The organism is Nocardia exalbida NBRC 100660, from assembly GCF_000308575.1.
GTDB classification, from domain to species: domain Bacteria; phylum Actinomycetota; class Actinomycetes; order Mycobacteriales; family Mycobacteriaceae; genus Nocardia; species Nocardia exalbida.
Genome location: NZ_BAFZ01000034.1, coordinates 65,236 through 86,595 on the forward strand (window position 1 = coordinate 65,236; position 21,360 = coordinate 86,595).

Below are 21,360 nucleotides of genomic sequence, written 5' to 3' on the forward strand. Positions count from 1 at the left end.
CGGTGCGGTCGCCTTTCTCCGTCAATCCGCGTGCGGGGCTGTCGCGCGCGGGTGCAGTGCGTGCAGTACTTCGTCGCACCATTCGACGAACCCCGACTCCACGCGGATGCCCGCGCGCAGGACGAGGTACTGGTGCAGGGCCGTCCCGCCGAGCCGGTCGGAAGCGGGGAAGTCACGTTTCTCGATCTGCCGGTACAGCTCGAGTCGCTGGGCGTGCTGGTCGCGATGGCGGGCCACTTCGGCCCGCAACGCGGTGATGTCACCGTGGGCGGCGGCGCGGATCTTCACCGCGAGTTCGTTGCGCGGGGTACCGGAGTCGCTCGGTTCGGCGATCCAGCGCGTGAGTTCGGCGCGGCCCGCCTCGCTCACCGAGTACACCTTCTTGTCCGGCCTGCCCTCCTGGACCACCGACTCGCCGTCGATCCAGCCGGACTCCTCCATCCGTTTGAGGACGCGATAGATCTGCTGGTGGGTCGCGCTCCAGAAGTATCCGATGGACTTGTCGAAGCGCCGCGCCAACTCGTATCCCGAGCCGGCGCGCTCGGTCAGCGATACCAGCAACGCGTGCTCCAGTGCCATGCGGTGAGAATAGCCGTGACATTCGGTACTATGCAACTAAGTGCATAGCAGACTGGGGGTTCGCGGGCCGGAACTCGCTTCCACCGGCCTCGAAGGGCCGCGCGCATTATGCTGCGCGCATGACCGAGGTGAACGCCCGGGCGACAGTAGGGCAGGCCGCCGGGCGCGGGCAGGTGGTGGCGTGGGGGCTGTGGGACTGGGGGTCTTCGGCATTCAACGCCGTGATCCTCACCTTCGTGTTCTCCGTGTATCTCACCGACAAGGTCGGTGACGACCTACCCGGCGGTGTCTCCGCCAGCGCGTGGCTGGGGTGGGCGCTTGGCATCGCGGGCCTGATCGTGGCGTTGACCGCGCCGGTCAGCGGACAGCGCTTCGACGCGTCCGCGAAACGCAAACGCTCCCTCGGTGCGTTGACCGCGCTGACCATCGCCGCGATGACGCTGATGTTCTTCGTGCACGACGACTATCGCGATCTGTGGCTCGGTCTGGCCCTGCTGGCATTCGCGTCGGCCTGTTTCGAATTGGCGAACGTGCCGTACAACGCGATGCTGCGCCAGGTGTCCACGCCGGCGACGGTCGGCCGGGTCTCCGGATTCGGCTGGGCGATGGGCTATTTCGGCGGCATCTTCCTGCTGCTCATCTGCTACTTCGGCTTCATCTCCGGCGAGGGCGACAACCGCGGGCTGCTCGGCATGCCCACCGACGACGGACTCAACATCCGCCTGGTCGCCGTGCTGGCCGCCGTTTGGTTCGCCGCCTTCGCGCTGCCGGTTCTGTTCGCGGTCCCCGAACTGCCGCGCACCGACGCCGATCCCGGTGCGGCGAGCGCCGGATTCCTCGGCTCGTACCGGGTGCTGTGGCGCGACCTGCGCGAGCTGTGGCGCACCGACCGGCGCACGGTCGGCTTCCTGGTGGCCAGCGCTGTGTTCCGGGACGGCCTCGCCGGAGTGTTCACCTTCGGGGCGGTGCTCGCCGTGCGGGTCTACGGCATCGCCGACTCGGATGTGCTGCTGTTCGGCATAGCCGCCAATGTCGTTGCGGCGCTGGGTGCGATCGTCGCGGGGCGGTTCGACGACCGGGTCGGGCCGAAGATCGTCATCGTGGTGTCCCTGGCCGCCATGCTGGTGTGCGGACTGGCCCTGGCCGTGGTGTCCGGGCCGCTGATGTTCTGGATCTTCGGCTTGCTGCTGACCGTTTTCGTCGGACCGGCGCAGGCGGCGGCGCGCTCGTTCCTGACCCGCCTCGCACCGCCCGGCCGCGAAGGCCAGCTCTTCGGCTTGTACACCACCACCGGGCGCGCGGTGTCCTTCCTCGCGCCGAGCCTGTTCGGCTTGTTCGTCTGGCTGTTCGACACCGAGCGCGCGGGTATCGCGGGCCTGCTCGTCGTGCTCGCGGCAGGGCTCGCGGTGCTGCTGCCGGTGCGGCCGCCGGATCCGGTCGTAGCGGAGCGCGACGACGCCGAGGAGTCGCGGCTCGCCGAGTGAGCGTGGCGGGCGAGTGAGAAGCGCGACGGCTGTCCGTCGCCGGATCAGCGCCGCTTCGGAGGACGCCAACTCCCCATGCCGAGCGCGATCAACCGCATCTGCTGGACGGTGCGGTCGATGATGGTCTGCTCGTCGCGCGGCGCGGCCGACACGTAGGCGGCGATCCCGTCGGTCACCGTGGTGACCATGAGGTCGGCGGCGATTTCCAGGTCGCGTGGCGTCCAGGAGTCGAGGGCGCGGATCCGGGAGAGGTCGGCGACCAGCTCGCGCACGATCAGCTGGATCTCCCGGGCGATGGCCGTGCGTAGCGCCGCGGACCCGCCGTGGCGCTCCCTGGTCAGGAAGCCGAACAGCTCACGTTTAGGCCCCACCTGAGTGAACACGAAACGCACCGTGTCCGAAAGGCTCGCGTCCGCGTTGCGGCGAACTTCACGCAGCGCCAGGCGCAGCGCGGTGACGCCGTCGTCGACCAGGGTGGCGCCGAGGTCCTCGAGCGACGCGAAGTGCCGGTAGAACGCCGTGGGCACGATCCCCGCCGAGCGGGCGATCTCCCGCAGGCTGAGTGCGGCGAATCCGCGCTCGGCAGCCAGCGCGAGGGTGCCGTCCAGGAGTGCCTGCCTGGTCCGCTCCTTGCGTTCGCCTCGGGTAGCTGCCTGCTCATTCATCCCGGTGAGCATACATCCGTGCACCATTCGACCTATCCCTAGATGTAGTTCGAGTCACATGTTTCGCCGGTTGACACCTAGCCCCCATCATCCGTCACACTAGTTTAGTGTACAGACGTGCACTGAATATCGGTCGCACGTCGTCAGCCCGACAAGGCACGGAGTAACTCATGGTGGATCTCATCAACCTGGTGCAGACCCTGACCTCGCCACACCCGCTGGATCGGTATCTGGAGCTGGTCCGCCCCACCCTCACGGTGCGGGACATGCGGGCCGAAATCACTCACGTGCGCCGCTCGGCGCCGGGTTCGGTCACGCTCACGCTGCGCCCGACCCGGCAGTGGAAGGGCCATGTCGCCGGACAGTACGTCCAGATCGGCGTGGTCATCGACGGTGTGCGGCACACGCGGTGCTATTCGCCGGTGAACCCGGAAGGCGGTCGGGATCGCACTATCCAACTGACCGTCAAGGCGCATCCGGACGGCTTGGTGTCGCAGTACCTCTACCGCCACGCCGCCCCCGGCATGGTGGTGGACCTGACCCCCGCCGACGGCGTGTTCCGGCTGCCCGAACCGCGACCACAGCGCGTATTGCTGATCAGCGGCGGCAGCGGCATCACGCCGGTGCTGTCCATGCTGCGCACGCTCGCCGCGGAGGATCATCCGGGCGAGGTGGTGTTCCTGCACTACGCGAAGTCACCCGCGGTGCTGCCGCACCGAGCCGAACTGGACGCGATCGCGCAGCGGCACCCGAACTTCCGCATCGAGCTGCGGTATCCGCATCGCGCGCCGGACCTGGCGCGGGTCGACCCCGACGCACCGTGGGTGGACCTGAACCAACCGAAGAACAGCGGATACTTCGACTACGACGAACTGGAGCGCGTGGCGCCGTGGTTCGCCGACGCCCAGACCTATGTCTGCGGCCCGCAGTCGCTGATGGACGCGGTGCGCACGATCTATCAGGCCGAGCAGCTGGAAGACCGGCTGCACACCGAGGAGTTCACCCTCTCGTTCGCCCCGGCCGACGCCGCGGACGCGCAGGGCACCGTGAGCTTCTCGGCCAGCGGCGTGAGCGCGCGGAACAACGGCGCCTCGCTGCTCGAGCAGGCCGAATCCGCCGGGCTCAGCCCCGAGTACGGCTGCCGCATGGGGATCTGTTTCTCCTGCACCGCGGTGCGCCGCTCCGGCTGCACGCGCAATCTGCGCACCGGCGAGACCGACAGTGACCCCGACCAGCCGATCCAGCTGTGCATCAGCGCGCCGGTCGGCGACGTCGAGGTCGACATCTAATCGAAGAAGGGGAACCGATCATGACCATCCTGACCGAAACCGACAACGGACCGTTGGTCCTGAGCCCGGACCAGATCGAGGAACTCGGCCGCGAACTCGACGAGTTGCGCGCCGCGATCGTCGCCGACCTCGGCGAGCGCGACCGGGAATACCTGTACTCGATCATCAAGGCGCAGCGCGGCTTCGAGATCGCCGGGCGCGGCCTGATGTATCTCGGCTTCCTTCCGCCGGTCTGGCTGGCCGCGGTGGCCGCGCTGAGTGTGTCGAAGATCCTGGACAACATGGAGATCGGCCACAACGTGATGCACGGCCAGTACGACTGGATGCGCGAGCCCGGCCTGAATTCCCGTGTGTTCGAGTGGGACACGGTCTGCCCGGCCGACCAGTGGAAGCATTCGCACAACTACCTGCACCACACCTACACCAACATCCACAACAAGGACCGCGACATCGGCTACTCCATCCTGCGCATGGACGAGGCCCAGGAGTGGAACGTGCTGCGGCTCGGGCAGCCGCTGTACGCCTTCGTGCTCATGATGCTGTTCGAGTGGGGTGTGATGGGCCACGACCTCGAGGTCGAGAACATCCTGGCGGGCAAGAAGAAGTGGCCGGAGGTCAAGAAGCTGCTCCTGGGCCAGTGGCGCAAGGCGGGCAAGCAGGTGCTCAAGGACTACCTGGTGTTCCCCGCCCTGACCGGGCCGCTGTTCTTCCACACCCTGGCCGGTAACGTCACCGCCAACCTGGTGCGCAACGTGTGGGCCTTCGCCATCATCTTCTGCGGTCACTTCCCGACCGGCGTACAGACGTTCACCGAGGAGGAGACCGCGGAGGAGACCCGCGGCGAGTGGTACATCCGGCAGATGCTCGGCTCGGCCAACATCAGCGGCAGCAAACTGTTCCACCTCATGTCCGGCAATTTGTCGCACCAGATCGAACACCACCTGTTCCCGGACCTGCCCGCGAGCCGTTATCCGGAGATGGCGCCGACTGTGCGCGCATTGTGTGAAAAGTACGGTTTGCCGTACAACACCGGCCCGCTCGGTAAGCAGATCGGCTCGGTGTGGAAGAAGATTTTCAAACTCGCACTGCCGCCGCGCTGGGTCGAGAGCGAGCCGTCTCCCGGTGTTATCGTGATGCGACAGCGGCAGGCGAGCGAAGCGGGCGTGTGAATGATCGGGAAATTCGAAAGCAACAAAGATCTCATTCAGGAAATGACCTCCTCCGGCGCCAAGCATGTCGGCAATATCGCCGGCATCATCACGGGCACCGTCGCCGAGGTCACCCGGGAGATCGGTGAGTGGATCACCGACACGATCGAGATGCGGGAGGCGGCGGCCGCGGCTCGCCGGGACGCCGCGGCGCAGCGGGACCTCGATACCGATCTCGGCGACGAGGCCGAGGTCCCGGTCGAGAAGCCGCCGGTCAGCCGGACGGAAGAGTTCCTCGACGCCGAAGTCGTCGAACCGGGAGTCGACGAGCCGCGCTGATCACCACACCGGCAGCCGTCGCCGGTGCTCGGTGACGTCGGTGATCAGATCCTGGTAGCCGTCGATCAGTTCGGCCAGCCTCGTCCACCGCAGGTGGGCTTCCCCGTCTACCTGCGCCGGATGCGGCCCAGTCGTGATCTCGTCGTCCAAAGTGTGACGAGCCGCAACCCATTTCGCCGCGATTCGATCGATCACCGCCCCGAGTGTCTCGGTATGCAGCGAGGCGCCCTCCCGGTGCTGCACGTTGGCGGCGACCCAGGCGTCGATTCGTCCGATCCATTCGGCGCGGCAGCCGTCGATGTCCTCCAGCTGCCTGCTGCATGCCGCGACGCGCGCGCTGGACGCCCCCGGCGCGTGTGCTCGCTCGAGCGCCGGCTGCCGTCGCTCGTGGCAGTCGGCGAGCATGCGCGCGGCGTGCAGCACGCTGTGCCGGTGCTGGTTCTCGCCGGCTTCGCGGATCGCTCGAAGCAGTGCGGCGGCCGGTGGCAGCTCCTCGGCTCCGAGGCCGCGCTGAGCGTATTCGGTGGGCATGGCATACCTCCGGCGCTGCGGCGAATCTTGGATGCGCCAGGGCCGAGGGGGATTTCGGGGAGGGGCGCCCCTCGGCTCCGGCGCAGTCCCGCATCCGGATGTCGTCCCACGGTCCACCAGCACGGCAGGGAAACCGGGAAATCCGCGACGATGCGAGAGAAGACGTCCGAGTAATCGGGACACTTTCAGGAAAGCGCGATAGCCGAATCCACGCAATACTCTGGTGTGCGAATCCGGGAGCTGCCGGGTAATCGTTATGTTCCGTTACGGATCGGTCAACCGGCTCTGCACAGAGGTTGTGCGCTCGCGAATTGTTCGAGCGCATGCGCAGCAACCCGATTCGACCCGAGCGCTGCGCATCCGCGTCCGATCGGCTAACCTCGGTCTTCGTGCCCGCCTACGTGTCATCGCCCGAGTTGACATTCGGCTTCATGTTCGCACTGGAAGACCCTGAGCGAATCGCCGAGGTCGTGCGCAATCTGATCGTCCGCAAGACCGTCTCGGTCTTCCGTCTGGCCCGGCTGTCCGATGACGACGGCCCGCCGGAGCGGTACGTGGTCAACTGGGCGGTCATCCCGCAGATCTCGATCACCACCAGCGCCCCGGATCACGAGGAACTGCGCGCCAACCGCACCATGCTGGTCAACGCCTTCCTCAGCGAGGACGGCGAGGTCAGCCTCTATTCGGCGCAGTCGAACGGACCTGCCTGACCAGGCCGTCCCGGCCGGCACGCACCCGGGACGGCCCGCTCGATCAGCCGACCGGGACCGGTGCGTCGAGCCGTCCGGAACGGGCGAGCGCGAACAATGCCGCCGCCGCGACCGTGCCGACGGCGACCAGCGCCGCCCACGCCAGTGCGCTCAGACCGGCCTCGCGCGTGGCATCCAGCAGCGTTCCGATGCCCAGATTCCCGAGCAGGATGCCGACGCCGACGATCGTGTTGTAGAGGCCGTAGTGCGTCGCCACCAGGTGGTTGCCCGACAGTGCGACCACGGTGTCCATCTCGAACGGAAAGACCGCTGCCGCACCGATTCCCAGGACGACGGCGGTCAGCAGCAGCGCGCCGATCGCAGGCCACACGCCCGCGCCGGTGCCCGGGATCACCACCAGCGGTACGAACGCGGACGCGAGAATCGCCATACCCAGTGCCAGGCTGTGCGCGCGGCCCCAGCGCTGCCCGAACCAGCGGGTGATGCGCAGCTGCCCGGCGATCGCGATCAACCCGGACAGCACGAACACCGCGGTCATCAGCGCGGTCGCCGAGTCGCCCGCGATCCGTGCGGCGTGCACGGGCAACGCCAGGTAGACCTGGAAGGCCAGCACCGAGGAACTGATCATCGCCGAGGCGAACAGCAGGAACGGGCGGTTGGCCAGTACGACGCGCCAATCGTCCAGCACGGAGGTGGTTTTCGGCGCGGCCGTGTGCTGCGGGAGCGCGCGTAACTGGGCCAGCGTCAGCGCGCCGAACACCACCGCGGCGCCCGTGGCGGTCGCGCGGAAGTCGACGGCCATCAGCGCGAGCCCGACGATCGGGCCGAGCAATATGCCCGCCTGATAGAAGACGTTGAACACGGCGAACGCCTCCACCCGGCGCGACCCCGCGTCCACCGCCAGATACGCGCGGACCGCGGGATTGAACAGCGCGCCCGCGAAACCGGTCGCGGCCGACGCGACCAGCAGCGCCGGGAGCGTATCCGCGACCGCCAGCAGCGCGAAACCGCCTGTGCGCAGCAGACATCCGGTCACGATCAGCGGTTTGTAGCCGAGTCGGTCGGCCAGGGTGCCGCCGAGCAGGAACATGCCCTGCTGGGCGAAGTTCCGGATGCCGAGAACCAGCCCGACCGCCCACGCGGCCAGCCCGAGCGGGCCTGCCAGGTAACCGGCCAGGTAGGGCATCAGCATGTAGAACCCGGTGTTGATGGCGAACTGATTGACCATCAGCATGCGGCTGGGGCGGTTGAAGCCGCGGAAGGTGGCGATCAGCTCGGTCATCGCGTCCGCTCCGCATCGGCGCCACCGCGGGGATCGACGACCGTCGTGCAGCGCGTCCACGAGTCGGCGACGGCGTCGGCCGGGTGCGCGATGCACAGGGGTGCGGCGGGCGGCGTGACGCCGAGCAAGCCGTGCGCGCGGCAATACTCGTCGTTGTAGACGGTGTCGAAGTAGCGCAGCGGGCCGTCGGGGAAGATCGCGGCGATCCGTGTGGCCGGATCGCTGGTGCGGGCCAGCCAACCGGCGACCAAGGTAACGGCGCCGACGCTCCAGCCGCCGCTGGCATGGTGTGTCGCGGCGAGCCTGCGGCAGGCCCACACCGCTTCCGCGGGCGCGACCCAGTGAACCTCGTCGAACGCCGGATAGTCGACGTTGCCCGGATGAATACTCGACCCCAGCCCACGCATCAGCCGCCGTCCCGCGGGCTGGCCGAAGATCGTGGACGCCACGGCGTCGACGCCGACCAAACGCAGGTGCGGGAAGTATCGGCGCAGCGTGCGCGCGATTCCGGCGGAATGGCCGCCCGTGCCGACCGAGCAGACCAGGACATCGATCCGGCCCAGCTGGGCGACCAGTTCGAGCGCCAGGGTTTCGTAGGCGTCGCGGTTGTCGGGGTTGCGGTACTGGTCGGGGCACCATGCCCGGGGGTTCCGGGCCAGCAGTTCGGCGACGCGGTCGCGGCGCGCCTGCTGCCAGCCGCCGGTCGGGTGCGGCTCGGCGACCAGTTCTATCCGCGCACCGTAGGCCGCGAGCATGCGGTGCATGAGTGGTTCCAGGCCGGGGTCGGTGACCAGTGTGACCGGGTGGTGATACACCATGCCCGCCAGCGCGAGGCCCAGGCCGAGCGTGCCGCTGGTCGATTCGATGATCGGCGCGCCCGGTGCGAGGTCGCCGCGCGCGATGGCGCGCTCGACCATGTGCAGCGCGGGCCGGTCCTTCATCCCGCCGGGATTGGCGCCTTCGAGCTTGGCCCAGAAGCCGCGGCCCTCCGGTGGCGTGGTGTCGCCCAGCGGTTCGGTGATCCACAGGACCGGCGTGTTGCCCACCATGGTGTCCGGACGCGGACAGCGCTGGGCGGTGGTGAGGAGACTCGCCGGGCTCGCGAGCGGTGTCGAGGGACGCGTCTGCGGCTCGCGCGGAGCGGGATCGGGCACAGCCGGGTTCTGCAGTGCAGAAGTCATGGGGAATCGTCGATTCTGTGCGGTCGCTACTGGTAGCGACGGTGTGAGTGCGGACTTCGCACGAACACCGGCCGGGCCCCGGCAGGCTCCGGCCTGACGCTGACCGATCAGTTCCGATCGATGCCGAATCGAGTGAGTTTGTCTCTGCCCGGACACACCGGGATGGATGCGATCGGCGGGGCGCGCACGCCGCCGCCGAGGGCGGCCGCGGGCGCCGCCAGGAGCATCGGCACCGAGGCGACCAGCAGCAGCACCAGCAGTGAGATGGCGCGCGGCAGGGCGGCGAGCACTGCGTCGCCGGGAACGTGCCGATCCGGCTCGTTGGCGTGCTGATGGCGGTCGAGGAGGACAGCCTGGGTGACGGAGGAGGCCATGACCGGGCCTGACGCTTCGATATGCGCATGCGGTGCGGCGGCGTGGGTGAAGACGTGACACTGGGGCACCGCGATGGCGACCATCCAGGCGGTGTACGCGAGAGCCACGAATACCCGGGTCACCGGTAGTCGCAGCGCGCAGAACGTCACGTCCCGATGGTACAAGTCCGGCCAGGGCGCGATCCGCCGGTGTTGGTGGCGGTTCGATCGATTCGATTGCGGCTCAGGCCCGGCCGTGTGCGGACCGCCCCTATTCGTTGGCGTGTCGGTATCAGATGGTGCCGTTCCCGCACGGCTGGATACGGGACAATCAGCACACCTACTGGTTGTGGCTTGGATCACAGCAACCGTAAGGAGCGTTGCTCATGGAACTCGAGAAGCCCGCCGTCCCGTCCGACCCGATTCGCGTGCGTGGCGATCTGGATCCCGCGCTGTCGCGGTGGTTGTGGCTGGTCAAGTGGCTACTGGCGATACCGCACTACATCGTGCTGTTCTTCCTCCACATCGCCTACGCGGTGCTCACGGTCGTCGCCTTCTTCGCGATCCTGATCACCGGCAAGTACCCGCGAGGCCTGTTCGACTTCAATGTCGGCGTCATGCGCTGGGGATGGCGGGTGACCTTCTACTCCTTGTCGGTGCTCGGCACCGACAAGTACCCGCCGTTCAGCTTGCGGGCTGACGCGGACTACCCGGCCGACCTGGAGATCGACTACCCGGAGACGTTGCACCGCGGCCTGGTATTGGTGAAGTGGTGGTTGCTGGCCATCCCGCACTACCTGATCGTCGGCGCGGTGGTGAGCGGCGGCGTCGCGTTCGCGGGCGGCGAGGGGGACGACTGGGGCGGCGCCTCGATTTCGCTGCTGGGCATCCTGCTGATCGTCGCGCTGGTCGCCTTGCTGTTCACGGCGCGTTACCCGCGGGGCCTCTACGACTTCGTGATGGGCATCAATCGCTGGATCATCCGCGTGCAGGCATACGCGGGTTTGATGCGGGACGAGTACCCGCCCTTCCGGCTCGACCAGGGCGCTCGTGAGTCCGACTGAACCCGGCCCACCGGAACCGCCCGTTCGTCAGCGGGCGGATTCGTAGATCCGCCGCACCACGTCCTCGATCTCGGGCTCCTCGATCGACAGGTCCCGCACTTCGGCGCGCTCCGACACCGTGGCCAGCAGCTGTGCGGCCGTGATCTGTTCCGGATCGAAGGCCAGCCGTTGCCGCATGCCGTCGGCTTCGGTGCCCAGCAATTGGGCCGAGGGCAGATCGTCGAAGTCCGGCGCCGGTTCGGCCAGGTCCACCACCAGCACCCGGCGCGCGCCGACGGTGGCCGCCAAGCCGGTGAGCGACCCGTCGTACACCAAGCGGCCGTGGTCGGCGACGAGCACGCGTTCGCAGAGCCTTTCGATGTCCCCCATGTCGTGCGTGGTGAGCAGCAGGGTGGTGCCGCGCTCGGCGCGCTCGGCCCGGAGGAACTCGCGTAACCGTTGTTTCGACAGCACGTCGAGGCCGATCGTGGGCTCGTCGAGGATCACCAGCTCGGGCGAATGCAGCAGGGCCGCGGCGACTTCCGCGCGCATGCGCTGGCCCAGCGAGAGCTGGCGCACCGGTGTGTCGAGGGTGTCGGCCATTTCCAGTTGCTCGATCAGTTCGTGTGCGCGCTCGCGCGCGGTACCCGGCGCCAATCGGTGAATCGCGGCGAGGATCGAGAACGATTCGCGCAGCGGCAGATCCCACCACAGCTGGGAGCGCTGGCCGAACACCACCCCGATCCGGCCGGCCAGTTCGCGTCGCTGCCGCACCGGGTCCAGCCCGCAGGTGCGCACGGTGCCGGAGGTGGGCACCAGGATGCCGGTGAGCATCTTGATCGTGGTGGACTTGCCCGCACCGTTGGCGCCGATGTAACCGACGGCGGCGCCCCGCTCGATCCGGGCGGTCATCCCGTCGACCGCGGTGAGCGTTTCACGGCGCCTGCGCCAGCGGCGGCCGTTCTTGCGATACAGGGTGAACTGCCTGGTGAGGTCCTCCATATCGATGATCGCCTCCGGGCCGGGGCACCGGCTCGTTCTCATCCTCCGCCTCCCTGATAGTGCCGTGTGCCCGAGCGCCACAGACCGAGCGCCAGCAGCCAGACCCACAGCGCCGCCACCGGAGTCAGCCAGGCCAGCCAGGCGGGCAGCAGCGGCGGGCCGGGCAGGCGCAGCAGGGCGAGGGTGGGCAGGTAGGCCGTGAACGCGACCGGAATCGCGAACCCGAAGAGCAATCGCATGGGGGTGGGGAACACCGACGCGGGTTGCGTCGCCGCGAACGAGCCGCCATAGGTGAAGCTGTTGGTGAGCTCGGAGCCGTCGATCAGATAGAACTGCAACCCCGCGGCGCAGACGAACACGCCGCCGAACAGCGCGATACCTCCGACGAGCGTGAGGGCGAGCAGCGCGACCGTGGTCGCGTCGCAGGCGATGTCGTTGCGCACCAAGCCCGCCGCCAGCGCGACGATCGAGACGGACGCGCGCGCGAACCTGCGCAGCGAGACATCGCTGGTGATCAGTTGCAGCAGCAGTGGTTGCGGTCGCAGATGATAGGCGTCGAGCTGGCCCATCCTGATCAGGACCGGCAGCGTGTCGAGGTGACCGAACAGCACCTGGGACAGTGCGAAACTCGTGTTGCTCAATCCGAACAGCAGCAGTGCGCCGTCCAGATCCAGTCCGCCGAGGACGCGCGCGGCGCGGAAGATCAGCCAGACCTCGGCCAACTCGACCAGGCCGACCAGGAGGGCGCTCAGCAGTTCACTGACGAAGGACAATCGGTAGCTGCGCTGCGCGCGGATCCTGGAGCGCAACACCGCGACGTAGGGTGTCGACCACGACCCGGCGCGCGCGGCAGCGACCTCAACCACCTTGCACCTCCAGTCTGCGCCGGCCGGTGATCAGCAGCACGCGCCCGGCGATCCCGGCCACCAGCACCCAGAACACCTGAACGCCGACGACGGAAAGCGCTTGCGCACCGGTGGTCCGGCCGGAGAGCACGTCGATCGGAGACTGCAGGATCGAGGGGAAAGGCGTGGCGGCCGCGAGCGCGCCCAGCCACGCGGGGAACATGTGCACCGGGACGAAGAGCCCGGCCAGGAAGGTCCCGCCGGTGTAGTACAGCACCCGGATACCGCGGGTCTCCACCACCCAGAATCCGATCAGCACCACGATGAACCGGCACAGGAACGAAATCACCACGGCCAACAGGACACTCACCGCGCCGAGCAGGTAGGGGCCGGCCGAGACCGGCATCACCAGCCCAAAGGTGAGCGTGCCCACCAGCACGCTCGGTATGCCGCGCGGCAAGAAGGTGCACGCCGCTCGCCCGAGATCGTCCGCGAGATAACCGCATTGGATATCGACAGGACGCAGGAAATCGATGGCGATGTCACCGTTCTTCACCCGATCATCCAGTGGTCCGAGGGATCCCATGAATTGCAACGCGCCGAGCAGCCCCTGTGACAGCCATACGTAGGCGCCGATGCTGCCCCGGTCGTACCCGCCGAAGTCACCGCCGGCGTCCACCGCCGCGGCCAGGACGGCCGCGCGGACGAACCCGAATACACAGTTGGTGAACAGTCCCGCGAACATCGCCGCTTTGTATTGCCACTGTCTGCGGAATCCGGCGCCCATGAGCGATGTGTAGAGGGCGACGGCGCTGCGAAATCGTTCCCCCGACGGCACGCTGTCCGCCCCCCTCCGGTCTCCCGCGCACAAGGAGTCAACCCTACCGGCCCAGGTGGGCCCGGGAAAGGCCCCTGCGCTGTTTGGGGGAAAAGGCCCACATCCAGGCGTCGCGAATGTTAGAAACACTGTCACTTCAGATTGTGGAGCGCTCGCGCACGACGAGTAAGGATCGCCGATGACCGTCACCGAGATGACTGTTTTCGAGGCACTCGAATCCAACGTGCGCGGGTACTGTCGCTGCTGGCCCGCGGTCTTCGACACCGCCAGCGGAGCGTGGCTGCGCGATGAGACCGGCAAGGAATACCTGGATTTCTTCGCCGGGGCGGGATCGCTCAACTACGGCCACAACAACCCCGTGCTCAAGCGGGCGCTGCTGGACTACATCGCGGGCGACGGCATCACCCACGGCCTGGACATGTCCACCGTCGCCAAGCGGCGGCTGCTGGAAGCGCTGCGCGACAACGTCTTCGGCCCCCGCGGCCTGGACTGGAAAGTCCAGTTTCCCGGGCCGACCGGAGCGAACGCGGTCGAGGCCGCGTTGAAGCTCGCCCGCAAGGTCACCGGGCGGCAGACCGTGCTGAGTTTCACCAACGCCTTCCATGGCATGTCGCTCGGCGCCCTCGCGGTCACCGGAAACGCCGCCAAGCGGTCCGGCGCGGGGGTGCCGCTCGCGCATGCCATGCCCATGCCCTACGACGGATACCTCGGCATCGCCGACGACCTGCTCTGGATGCGCAGGGCGCTGGACGATCCGTCCTCCGGTCTGGACAAACCGGCCGCGGTGATCGTGGAGACGGTGCAGGGCGAAGGGGGCATCAACGTGGCCCGCGTGGAATGGCTGCGCGGGCTGGCCGAGCTGTGTTCGGCCCGCGGCATCCTGCTGATCGTCGACGACGTCCAGATGGGCTGCGGCCGCACCGGGCCGTTCTTCTCCTTCGAGGTCGCCGGGATCACGCCCGACATCGTGACGTTGTCGAAGTCGATCGGCGGCTACGGCCTGCCGATGGCGTTGGTGCTGTTCAAACCGGAACTCGATCAGTGGGCGCCCGGCGAGCACAATGGCACCTTCCGTGGCAACAACGCGGCATTCGTCACCGGTCGCGTGGCGCTCGAGCACTATTGGTCGGATTCCGCGCTGGAACTCGCGACCCTCGCCAAGGGGGAGCGGATCGCACGGGCGCTCGATGGGCTGGCCGAGGCGTTCGAGGGGGTCTCGGCGCGCGGCCGCGGCCTGGTGCACGGCGTCGTCTTCGAGGACGCGTCGCTGGCGGAGAAGGTCGGCCAGGCCGCGTTCGACCGCGGCCTGCTCGTGGAGACCTCCGGCTCGGCGGACGAGGTGATCAAGCTCATGCCGCCCCTGACGGTCACCGACGACGAGATCGATCACGGCATTCGCCTGTTGACCGGAGCGATGGAGGCGGTCTGCGGTTGACGTGTTGCGGAGGTCTTACCGGTGCCGATGGGGCGGTGAGGCGAGTAATCGTGCTGCGACACCCCTTCGGTCTGGTGGCGGGAGACCTGGAGGCCTCGCTCACCGCGGCCGGGGTGCCCGCCCGGCCTGGTCGCCGAGATCCTGGGTGCCGTGGCACCGCCGGCCGACGACATCGCGTCCTCGGCCGCGAAGATTTGAGGCTTGGCAGGCGCTCGCGCTGGTCGGCGGCGGACAATGGTGCGGTGTCCGGCCCTGCAACCGGCTCGCAAGTCTCGCGAAAACTTCGGGTCGACCGCGGACATGGCCCGCGGTCGAGATGCACGGGAGGAGAATCCCCGAGTGTTTGAGCTTCGCGCTCCCTGGGTAATAGCACTGGAGACCCGCATAGCTGCGGATCTCCAGTGTGCTGCGCCCCCGGCAGGAATCGAACCTGCGACCTAGGGATTAGAAGGCCCTTGCTCTATCCAACTGAGCTACGGAGGCAGCGGGTTCCACGATGGCCGACATTGGCCGTGCTGTCCAGCGGGTCGATTATAGCGACCGTCCAGGTGGTCAAACTCTTAGCGTTAGCAACGTTTCAGCCATCCCGAGACAGTAGGTGACGCGCCGGTGGTGATCCGCGGTCAGGATATCGGTACAAACCCGACCGGGCCACGGATTACTCGCCGAACTACGCTCAGTCGTATGCCGTCCGCCCCCACCTCGTCCGCCGCTCCCGAAGCCGAGGCTGTCCGGTCCGGGGCGACGTTCACGACGGTCACCGCGCTGGCCGGCGCCATCGCGGCCGTGGTCGCGGCACTGGTGGTGGGGCTGTCGGCGGCGCAGGCGCTGAGTCTGCTCGGCATCCCCGACCCGGGCGTGGCGACCACCTACGGCCTGCCCGCGGTGCGGGCGCTCGCCGATCTGGCGGCGGCCCTGACGGTCGGTTCGCTGCTCTTCGCGGCCTTCCTCGTGCCGCCGCAGCACAACGGACTGCTTGACGTCGGCGGATATCGCGCGGTGCACCGGGCATCGAACTTCGCGGTGGTCTGGGCATGCTGCGCGGCGCTGCTCGTGCCGCTCACGGTCTCGGACACCACGGGCCGGCCGGTCGGGGAGGTGCTGCGGCCCGACGGTCTGTGGCGGGCGATCGGTCAGATCGAGCTGGCCGGGGCCTGGCGCACGACCGTCGTCTTCGCGCTGATCGTCGCGGTCGGCTGCCGGCTCGCGCTGCGCTGGGGCTGGACTCCGGTGCTGCTCGGCGGCGCGATCGCGACCATGATGCCGCTGGCGTTGACCGGGCATTCGTCCTCGGGCGGGTCGCACGACGTGGCGACCAACAGCCTGATCCTGCACCTGGTGGGGTCCGCCGTCTGGGTCGGCGGCCTGTTCGCGGTGCTGGCGCATGCCTTGCGCGGCGGCACGTACACCGACCTGGCGGCGCGGCGCTTCTCGCTGACCGCCACGGTGGCGTTCGCGGTCATCGCGGTCAGCGGCGTGATCAACTCCTGGGTCCGGGTGCCGCTGGACGAGCTGTTCAGCAGCACCTACGGCAGGCTGGTGCTCGCCAAGGCCGCCGCGCTTGCGGTGCTCGGCGCGTTCGGTTATCTCCAGCGCCGCGCCGCCTTGCCCGCCCTCGCCGCCGATCCCCGCGACCGCTCGGCGCTGGTCCGCTACGCGGGCGTCGAGGTGCTGATCTTCGCCGCGACCATCGGCCTCGCGGTCGGGCTCGGCCGCACGCCGCCGCCACCCCCGGATTCCGTTCCGACCCCCGTCGAAGTGGAGCTGGGCTACGACCTGGCCGGGCCGCCCAGCATCGCCCGCATGATGTTCGACTGGCGGTTCGATCTGATCTTCGGAACGCTGTCGCTCGTGCTCGCGGTGCTGTATCTGCTGGGCGTGCGGCGGCTGCGAGCGCGGGGTGACGCGTGGCCTGCCGGGCGGACGCTGGCCTGGCTGTCCGGGTGCGTGGTGCTGCTCGTCGCCACCTCCTCCGGCGTCGGCCGGTACTCGCCCGCGATGTTCAGCGTGCATATGGGAGCGCACATGGCGCTGTCGATGCTCGCCCCGATCCTGTTCGCGCTGGGTGGCGCGGTGACGCTGGCGTTGCGCGCGTTGCCTCCGGCGGGCCGCGGCGGCGCGCCCGGCCCCCGGGAATGGCTGCTGGCCGCCGTACACAACCCGGTGTCGCGTTTCCTGACCCACCCGATCGTGGCCTCGGCGATCTTCGTCGCGGGGTTCTACGCGCTGTATCTGGGCGGCATCTTCGACGCCTACGCCGACTCGCACGCCGCGCATCTGCTGATGAACACGCACTTCCTGCTCAGCGGTTACCTGTTCTACTGGGTGGTGATCGGCATCGATCCCAAGCCGAGGCGGGTCGAACCGCTGACCAAGCTCGCCATGGTGTTCGGCTCGCTGCCGTTCCACGCGTTCTTCGGCGTCGCGCTGATGAGCACGACCACGGTGCTCGGCGGCTGGTTCTACCGCGGCCTCGGGCTCGGCTGGAACGGCGATCTGCTCGGCGACCAGCGCACCGGCGGCAGCCTCGCCTGGGCGAGCGGTGAGGTCCCTCTGGTGGTGGTGATGCTGGCCTTGCTGATCCAATGGTCGCGCAGCGACAAGCGGCTCGCGCAACGCACCGATCGAGCCGCCGAACGCGACAACGACGCCGCACTCGCCGCATACAACGCGATGTACGCCGAACTGGCCAAGCGAGATGGAGAAGTGCGTAAGTGAGTGAACGCGCCACCGTGGTCTCCCCACACAGACCGGTCGGGCGGGTGGAACGGTCGCACGTGCGATCGGCGCGCAAGCGGCTGGCGGGGCAGATCCGCAAGACGCCGGTCTTCCACACGTCCGTGGCCAGCCCGTCCGGTCCGGTGCCGGTGACGATGAAGCTCGAGCATCTCCAGCACGGCGGGACGTTCAAGGTCCGCGGCAGCCTCAACGCGCTGCTGGAGTCGGGCGAGGGGGCCGATCAGGTCGTGATCGCCTCCGGTGGCAACGCCGGTATCGCGGCCGCGCTCGCCGCCGCGCGACTGGGCAAGTCGTGCACGGTCGTCGTCCCGGAGACCGCCCCGCACACCAAGGTCGCCGCGATGTGGTCGCACGGCGCCGATGTGCTCTGGCACGGCACCACCTATGCGGAGGCCTCGGTGCACGCGGCCGAGCTGGCCGCCGAACGCGACGCGCTGCTGCTGCACGGGTACGACCTGCCCGCGGTGGTCGCGGGCATCGGTGTGGTCGGGCTGGAACTCGAGGAGCAGGTGCGCGGTCGGCCGCCGGTGCTGGCCGCGGTGGGCGGCGGCGGACTCGTCGCCGGGATCGCAGCGGCGGTCGGGCGCCGTCAGCAGGTCATCGGGGTGGAGCCCGAGGGCACCGCGATCCTGCGCGCGGCGTTGACGGCGGACCATCCCGTGGACATCGTCGGGTCCGGGCTCACCGTCGACGCGCTGGGCCCGACGCGGATCGGCGAAATCGCCCTCGACGTCTCGCGCCGGCACGGTGTGCGGTCGCTGCTGGTCAGCGACGACGCGATCAGCGCGGCCCGCGAGTATCTGTGGCGCGAATTCCGCATCCTGGTGGAACTGACCGGCGCTGCGGCGCTGGCCGCGGTGCACAGCGGAGCCTATGTTCCCGAGCCGGACGAGCGTCCGGTCATCGTGCTCTGCGGTGCCAACACCGACGTGGCGGTGTTCTGATCTCGCCTGCGTGAAACGCCCAATCTTCACAACTTGGGAAGTTGTGCACATTGCCGGATCGGCTCGCTCGACGCCCGCGGATCGGCGCACCCTGGAAGAGCCTCCTGGAGGGGGAGGAGATTCCGGGCAGGCCCGGATCCGAATGTGAAGGGGCGTAATCATGTACGAGGCTCATGCGACCGTGATCGGAACGATCGCCACTCATCCGGTCAAGCGCGACCTCGCCAACGGCGAACAGGTGGTCACCTTCCGGCTGGCGAGCAATTCGCGCCGACTGGATCACGCGTCGGGGCAATGGGTGGACAACGGCACCTTGTACCTCACGGTCAGCTGCTGGCGCAGGCTGGTGGCGGGGGTCGACGCGTCCCTGCGGCGCGGCGATCCGGTCATCGCCTACGGCCACCTGCGCTCCCACGAGTACCGCAGCAAGGACGGCGTGGAACGACGGGACCTGGAGATGCGCGCTACCGTGGTCGGACCGGACCTGTCCCGCTGTGTGGCGCGGCCGACGCGGTTGTCCGACCTGCCGTCGCGGAATACTTCCGAGGTGCCGAGCGCTGAAGCTCGGGTACCGGACGGCGATGCGCCGGGGGAGAATGTCGCAGCCGCCGGTTCGGCACCGCCACGCAGCAGCGCACCCGAGCCTGTCGACGCTTGATCGCACGACCGGTTTCGTCCCGGCGGCAGGTAGCTCTGCTTCGTCCCCTCATCTCACGCACCGATAGGCTTCACACTTATGGCTGAGTTCATTTACCAGATGAAGAAGGTTCGCAAGGCGCACGGCGACAAAGTCGTGCTCGACGATGTCACCTTGAACTTCCTTCCGGGCGCCAAGATCGGCGTCGTCGGCCCGAACGGCGCAGGTAAATCCAGCGTGCTGAAGATCATGGCCGGACTGGACCAGCCGAACAACGGAGACGCCTTCCTCGCCACGGGCGCTACCGTCGGCATCCTGCAGCAGGAACCGCCGCTCAACGAGGAGAAGACCGTCCGCGGCAACGTCGAGGAGGGCATGGGTGAGATCAAGGTGAAGCTGGATCGCTTCAACGAGATCGCCGAGCTGATGGCCACCGACTACTCCGACGAACTCATGGAGGAGATGGGCAAGCTCCAGGAGGATCTGGATCACGCCGACGCGTGGGATCTGGACTCCCAGCTCGAGCAGGCGATGGACGCGCTGCGCTGCCCGCCGCCGGACGAGCCGGTCACCAACCTCTCCGGTGGTGAGCGCCGCCGGGTGGCGCTGTGCAAGCTGCTGCTGAGCAAGCCCGACCTGCTGCTGCTGGACGAGCCGACCAACCACTTGGACGCCGAGAGCGTGAACTGGCTCGAGCAGCACCTGGCGCAGTACCAGGGCGCCGTGCTCGCGGTCACCCACGACCGGTACTTCCTGGACAACGTCGCCCAGTGGATCCTCGAGCTGGACCGCGGCCGCGCCTACCCCTACGAGGGCAACTACTCCACCTACCTGGAGAAGAAGGCCGAGCGGCTCGAGGTGCAGGGCAAGAAGGACCAGAAGCTGCAGAAGCGGCTCAAGGAAGAACTCGCCTGGGTGCGTTCCGGCGCGAAGGCCAGGCAGGCCAAGAACAAGGCCCGTCTCGGCCGGTACGAGGAGATGGCGGCCGAGGCCGAGAAGATGCGGAAGCTGGACTTCGAGGAGATCCAGATCCCCGCGGGCCCCCGTCTGGGCAACGTCGTGGTGGAGGTCGAGCACCTGGACAAGGGCTTCGGCGACCGCCAGCTGATCAAGGACCTGTCGTTCACCCTTCCGCGCAACGGCATCGTCGGCGTGATCGGGCCGAACGGCGTCGGCAAGACCACGCTGTTCAAGACCATCGTCGGGCTCGAGCAGCCGGACAGCGGCGAGGTGAAGGTCGGCGATACGGTCAAGCTGAGCTACGTCGACCAGAACCGCGCGGGCATCGACCCGAAGAAGACGGTCTGGCAGGTGGTCTCCGACGGGCTGGACTACATCGAGGTCGGCCAGCAGGAGATGCCGTCGCGCGCCTATGTGAGCGCGTTCGGCTTCAAAGGCCCCGACCAGCAGAAGCCGGCGGGCGTCCTGTCCGGTGGTGAGCGCAACCGGCTGAATCTGGCGATGACCCTCAAGCAGGGCGGCAACCTGATCCTGCTGGACGAGCCGACCAACGACCTCGACGTGGAGACCCTGGGTTCGCTGGAGCACGCGCTCGAGATGTTCCCCGGCTGTGCCGTGGTCATCTCGCACGACCGCTGGTTCCTCGACCGCACCTGCACCCACATCCTCGCGTGGGAGGGCGACTCCGACAACGAGGCCAAGTGGTTCTGGTTCGAGGGCAACTTCGAAGCCTACGAGGCCAACAAGGTCGAGCGGCTCGGCCCGGACGCGGCCCGCCCGCATCGGGTGACGCACCGCAAGCTGACCCGCGGCTGATTTCGTCACGGCGGGTGGGTGCACCACGTAGGACGCACCCACCCTGCCCGGAGCGGCGAAAGATTCGTGCGCAACCTCGGGCGGGTTCGCTTTCCCTCTTGCCGGGCGATCCGGTGGCCCGACCACGGCTGTCCGCCACCGTTCGATGCGGGCGGCGCTCGGACCGGATGGCGGCGAGTCGATTTCGTCGTGCGTGATCCGCTGTCACCGCGGGAGAACGCGCGGAGGCCGGGCGGCGGTTTCTGCTGCTGCCCAGCGTTTGCTGGTGCGCCGTGGGAGGCGGCGAGGCCGGATAGTAGAGCCGGGTAGCGGGCGTCGAACGCTCCCGGTCGGACGGCGCGAAAAGGCTTTGTCCCCGAACGCGGAAACAGGAGTGACACCTACCCGCGCGTAGCTCGCTAGGGTGGAGATGTGAATGCGCAGGCGCAGTTCGAGCAATCGGCGGCTTCGGTCGCCGGCGCGGTGGCCGAGCTGACCCGAGGTACCGGTGCGGCGCCGCTGCCGCCGCGGATACGACCTGTAGCGCTCACCTGACGTTCG

General features: G+C 68.3%; 21 protein-coding genes and 1 tRNA gene. 12 read left to right on the forward strand and 10 right to left on the reverse strand.

The window, feature by feature from the left end; all coding sequences use genetic code 11:
* Positions 1–21: 21 nt before the first annotated feature.
* Positions 22–579, reverse strand: coding sequence for a PadR family transcriptional regulator (locus tag ON29_RS07270; RefSeq protein ID WP_040865379.1), 558 nt, complete (start codon positions 577–579; stop codon positions 22–24).
* A gap of 119 nt (positions 580–698) precedes the next feature.
* Here ON29_RS07270 and ON29_RS07275 point away from each other — a divergent pair, with 119 nt between their 5' ends.
* Positions 699–2,063: an MFS transporter gene (locus ON29_RS07275; RefSeq protein WP_040865380.1), complete on the forward strand. Its 1,365-nt coding sequence runs from the start codon at positions 699–701 to the stop codon at positions 2,061–2,063.
* A gap of 44 nt (positions 2,064–2,107) precedes the next feature.
* On the opposite strand, the gene ON29_RS07280 is transcribed toward ON29_RS07275, so the two are convergent.
* Positions 2,108–2,728, reverse strand: coding sequence for a TetR family transcriptional regulator (locus tag ON29_RS07280; RefSeq protein WP_040865426.1), 621 nt, complete (start codon positions 2,726–2,728; stop codon positions 2,108–2,110).
* A 170-nt stretch (positions 2,729–2,898) separates the two neighbouring features.
* Here ON29_RS07280 and ON29_RS07285 point away from each other — a divergent pair, with 170 nt between their 5' ends.
* The 3 genes from ON29_RS07285 to ON29_RS07295 are packed head-to-tail and all read left to right on the forward strand — an operon-like array spanning position 2,899 to position 5,504.
* Positions 2,899–4,017, forward strand: coding sequence for a ferredoxin reductase (locus tag ON29_RS07285; RefSeq protein WP_040865381.1), 1,119 nt, complete (start codon positions 2,899–2,901; stop codon positions 4,015–4,017).
* A 20-nt stretch (positions 4,018–4,037) separates the two neighbouring features.
* Positions 4,038–5,186, forward strand: a complete 1,149-nt coding sequence (locus ON29_RS07290) for a fatty acid desaturase family protein (protein ID WP_051174957.1) — start codon at positions 4,038–4,040, stop codon at positions 5,184–5,186.
* A gap of 42 nt (positions 5,187–5,228) precedes the next feature.
* On the forward strand, positions 5,229–5,504 hold the full coding sequence (locus ON29_RS07295; RefSeq protein WP_245548852.1) for a hypothetical protein: 276 nt from the start codon (positions 5,229–5,231) through the stop codon (positions 5,502–5,504).
* Here the strand turns inward: ON29_RS07295 and ON29_RS07300 are convergent, their stop codons facing one another.
* Entirely contained in the window at positions 5,505–6,035 is a 531-nt protein-coding gene (locus ON29_RS07300; protein ID WP_040865383.1) for a DUF4254 domain-containing protein, read from the reverse strand. It abuts the gene before it with no gap.
* A gap of 431 nt (positions 6,036–6,466) precedes the next feature.
* Between ON29_RS07300 and ON29_RS07305 the strand changes: the two genes are divergently transcribed.
* Entirely contained in the window at positions 6,467–6,745 is a 279-nt protein-coding gene (locus ON29_RS07305) for a hypothetical protein (protein WP_210750904.1), read from the forward strand.
* A gap of 43 nt (positions 6,746–6,788) precedes the next feature.
* Here ON29_RS07305 and ON29_RS07310 read toward each other — a convergent pair whose 3' ends face one another.
* The 3 genes from ON29_RS07310 to lpqS all read right to left on the reverse strand — a co-directional run bounded on the left by ON29_RS07310 (position 6,789) and on the right by lpqS (position 9,732).
* Entirely contained in the window at positions 6,789–8,027 is a 1,239-nt protein-coding gene (locus ON29_RS07310; protein WP_040865384.1) for an MFS transporter, read from the reverse strand.
* Entirely contained in the window at positions 8,024–9,076 is a 1,053-nt protein-coding gene (locus ON29_RS07315; protein WP_040865429.1) for a PLP-dependent cysteine synthase family protein, read from the reverse strand. Before ON29_RS07315 ends, ON29_RS07310 begins: the two co-directional genes overlap by 4 nt.
* Before the next feature lie 239 nt (positions 9,077–9,315).
* Positions 9,316–9,732, reverse strand: a complete 417-nt coding sequence (gene lpqS / locus ON29_RS07320) for a putative copper homeostasis (lipo)protein LpqS (RefSeq protein ID WP_040865385.1) — start codon at positions 9,730–9,732, stop codon at positions 9,316–9,318.
* A gap of 215 nt (positions 9,733–9,947) precedes the next feature.
* On the opposite strand from lpqS, the gene ON29_RS07325 reads away from it, so the two are divergent.
* On the forward strand, positions 9,948–10,625 hold the full coding sequence (locus ON29_RS07325; protein ID WP_040865386.1) for a DUF4389 domain-containing protein: 678 nt from the start codon (positions 9,948–9,950) through the stop codon (positions 10,623–10,625).
* Between the two features lie 27 nt (positions 10,626–10,652).
* Here ON29_RS07325 and ON29_RS07330 read toward each other — a convergent pair whose 3' ends face one another.
* From ON29_RS07330 to ON29_RS07340, 3 genes are read right to left on the reverse strand one after another with little or no spacing between them, the layout of a single operon-like run.
* The gene (locus tag ON29_RS07330; protein ID WP_040865387.1) at positions 10,653–11,648 is read right to left on the reverse strand and encodes an ABC transporter ATP-binding protein; all 996 of its coding nucleotides are present in this window, start codon (positions 11,646–11,648) and stop codon (positions 10,653–10,655) included.
* Positions 11,645–12,472 (reverse strand): ABC transporter permease, encoded by an 828-nt coding sequence (locus ON29_RS07335; RefSeq protein ID WP_040865388.1) that lies wholly within the window; start codon positions 12,470–12,472, stop codon positions 11,645–11,647. Before ON29_RS07335 ends, ON29_RS07330 begins: the two co-directional genes overlap by 4 nt.
* Entirely contained in the window at positions 12,465–13,238 is a 774-nt protein-coding gene (locus tag ON29_RS07340) for an ABC transporter permease (RefSeq protein WP_051174958.1), read from the reverse strand. Before ON29_RS07340 ends, ON29_RS07335 begins: the two co-directional genes overlap by 8 nt.
* A gap of 229 nt (positions 13,239–13,467) precedes the next feature.
* On the opposite strand from ON29_RS07340, the gene ectB reads away from it, so the two are divergent.
* On the forward strand, positions 13,468–14,724 hold the full coding sequence (ectB, locus tag ON29_RS07345; protein WP_040865390.1) for a diaminobutyrate--2-oxoglutarate transaminase: 1,257 nt from the start codon (positions 13,468–13,470) through the stop codon (positions 14,722–14,724).
* A 409-nt stretch (positions 14,725–15,133) separates the two neighbouring features.
* Here ectB and ON29_RS07350 read toward each other — a convergent pair.
* A tRNA-Arg gene (locus ON29_RS07350) sits at positions 15,134–15,207 on the reverse strand.
* A gap of 201 nt (positions 15,208–15,408) precedes the next feature.
* Here ON29_RS07350 and ON29_RS07355 point away from each other — a divergent pair.
* The 5 genes from ON29_RS07355 to ON29_RS37445 all read left to right on the forward strand — a co-directional run bounded on the left by ON29_RS07355 (position 15,409) and on the right by ON29_RS37445 (position 21,354).
* Positions 15,409–17,442, forward strand: a complete 2,034-nt coding sequence (locus ON29_RS07355) for a bifunctional copper resistance protein CopD/cytochrome c oxidase assembly protein (protein ID WP_040865391.1) — start codon at positions 15,409–15,411, stop codon at positions 17,440–17,442.
* On the forward strand, positions 17,439–18,407 hold the full coding sequence (locus ON29_RS07360) for a serine/threonine dehydratase (protein WP_051174959.1): 969 nt from the start codon (positions 17,439–17,441) through the stop codon (positions 18,405–18,407). The genes ON29_RS07355 and ON29_RS07360 overlap by 4 nt, the downstream gene beginning before the upstream one ends.
* 160 nt (positions 18,408–18,567) lie before the next feature.
* The gene (locus ON29_RS07365; RefSeq protein WP_040865392.1) at positions 18,568–19,065 is read left to right on the forward strand and encodes a single-stranded DNA-binding protein; all 498 of its coding nucleotides are present in this window, start codon (positions 18,568–18,570) and stop codon (positions 19,063–19,065) included.
* A 78-nt stretch (positions 19,066–19,143) separates the two neighbouring features.
* The gene (gene ettA / locus ON29_RS07370; protein ID WP_040865393.1) at positions 19,144–20,820 is read left to right on the forward strand and encodes an energy-dependent translational throttle protein EttA; all 1,677 of its coding nucleotides are present in this window, start codon (positions 19,144–19,146) and stop codon (positions 20,818–20,820) included.
* A gap of 411 nt (positions 20,821–21,231) precedes the next feature.
* A complete protein-coding gene (locus tag ON29_RS37445; protein ID WP_281032517.1) occupies positions 21,232–21,354 on the forward strand; it encodes a hypothetical protein in 123 nt (40 codons plus the stop codon).
* The last annotated feature ends 6 nt before the right edge of the window (positions 21,355–21,360 follow it).

Coding starts and splice junctions, on each gene's coding strand:
- ON29_RS07270 (WP_040865379.1), bottom strand. CDS start 579: ATGGCACTGGAGCACGCGTTGCTGGTATCGCTGACCGAGCGCGCCGGC.
- ON29_RS07275 (WP_040865380.1), top strand. CDS start 699: ATGACCGAGGTGAACGCCCGGGCGACAGTAGGGCAGGCCGCCGGGCGC.
- ON29_RS07280 (WP_040865426.1), bottom strand. CDS start 2,728: ATGAATGAGCAGGCAGCTACCCGAGGCGAACGCAAGGAGCGGACCAGG.
- ON29_RS07285 (WP_040865381.1), top strand. CDS start 2,899: ATGGTGGATCTCATCAACCTGGTGCAGACCCTGACCTCGCCACACCCG.
- ON29_RS07290 (WP_051174957.1), top strand. CDS start 4,038: ATGACCATCCTGACCGAAACCGACAACGGACCGTTGGTCCTGAGCCCG.
- ON29_RS07295 (WP_245548852.1), top strand. CDS start 5,229: ATGACCTCCTCCGGCGCCAAGCATGTCGGCAATATCGCCGGCATCATC.
- ON29_RS07300 (WP_040865383.1), bottom strand. CDS start 6,035: ATGCCCACCGAATACGCTCAGCGCGGCCTCGGAGCCGAGGAGCTGCCA.
- ON29_RS07305 (WP_210750904.1), top strand. CDS start 6,467: ATGTTCGCACTGGAAGACCCTGAGCGAATCGCCGAGGTCGTGCGCAAT.
- ON29_RS07310 (WP_040865384.1), bottom strand. CDS start 8,027: ATGACCGAGCTGATCGCCACCTTCCGCGGCTTCAACCGCCCCAGCCGC.
- ON29_RS07315 (WP_040865429.1), bottom strand. CDS start 9,076: ATGGTGGGCAACACGCCGGTCCTGTGGATCACCGAACCGCTGGGCGAC.
- ON29_RS07325 (WP_040865386.1), top strand. CDS start 9,948: ATGGAACTCGAGAAGCCCGCCGTCCCGTCCGACCCGATTCGCGTGCGT.
- ON29_RS07330 (WP_040865387.1), bottom strand. CDS start 11,648: ATGAGAACGAGCCGGTGCCCCGGCCCGGAGGCGATCATCGATATGGAG.
- ON29_RS07340 (WP_051174958.1), bottom strand. CDS start 13,238: ATGGGCGCCGGATTCCGCAGACAGTGGCAATACAAAGCGGCGATGTTC.
- ectB (WP_040865390.1), top strand. CDS start 13,468: ATGACCGTCACCGAGATGACTGTTTTCGAGGCACTCGAATCCAACGTG.
- ON29_RS07355 (WP_040865391.1), top strand. CDS start 15,409: ATGCCGTCCGCCCCCACCTCGTCCGCCGCTCCCGAAGCCGAGGCTGTC.
- ON29_RS07365 (WP_040865392.1), top strand. CDS start 18,568: ATGTACGAGGCTCATGCGACCGTGATCGGAACGATCGCCACTCATCCG.
- ettA (WP_040865393.1), top strand. CDS start 19,144: ATGGCTGAGTTCATTTACCAGATGAAGAAGGTTCGCAAGGCGCACGGC.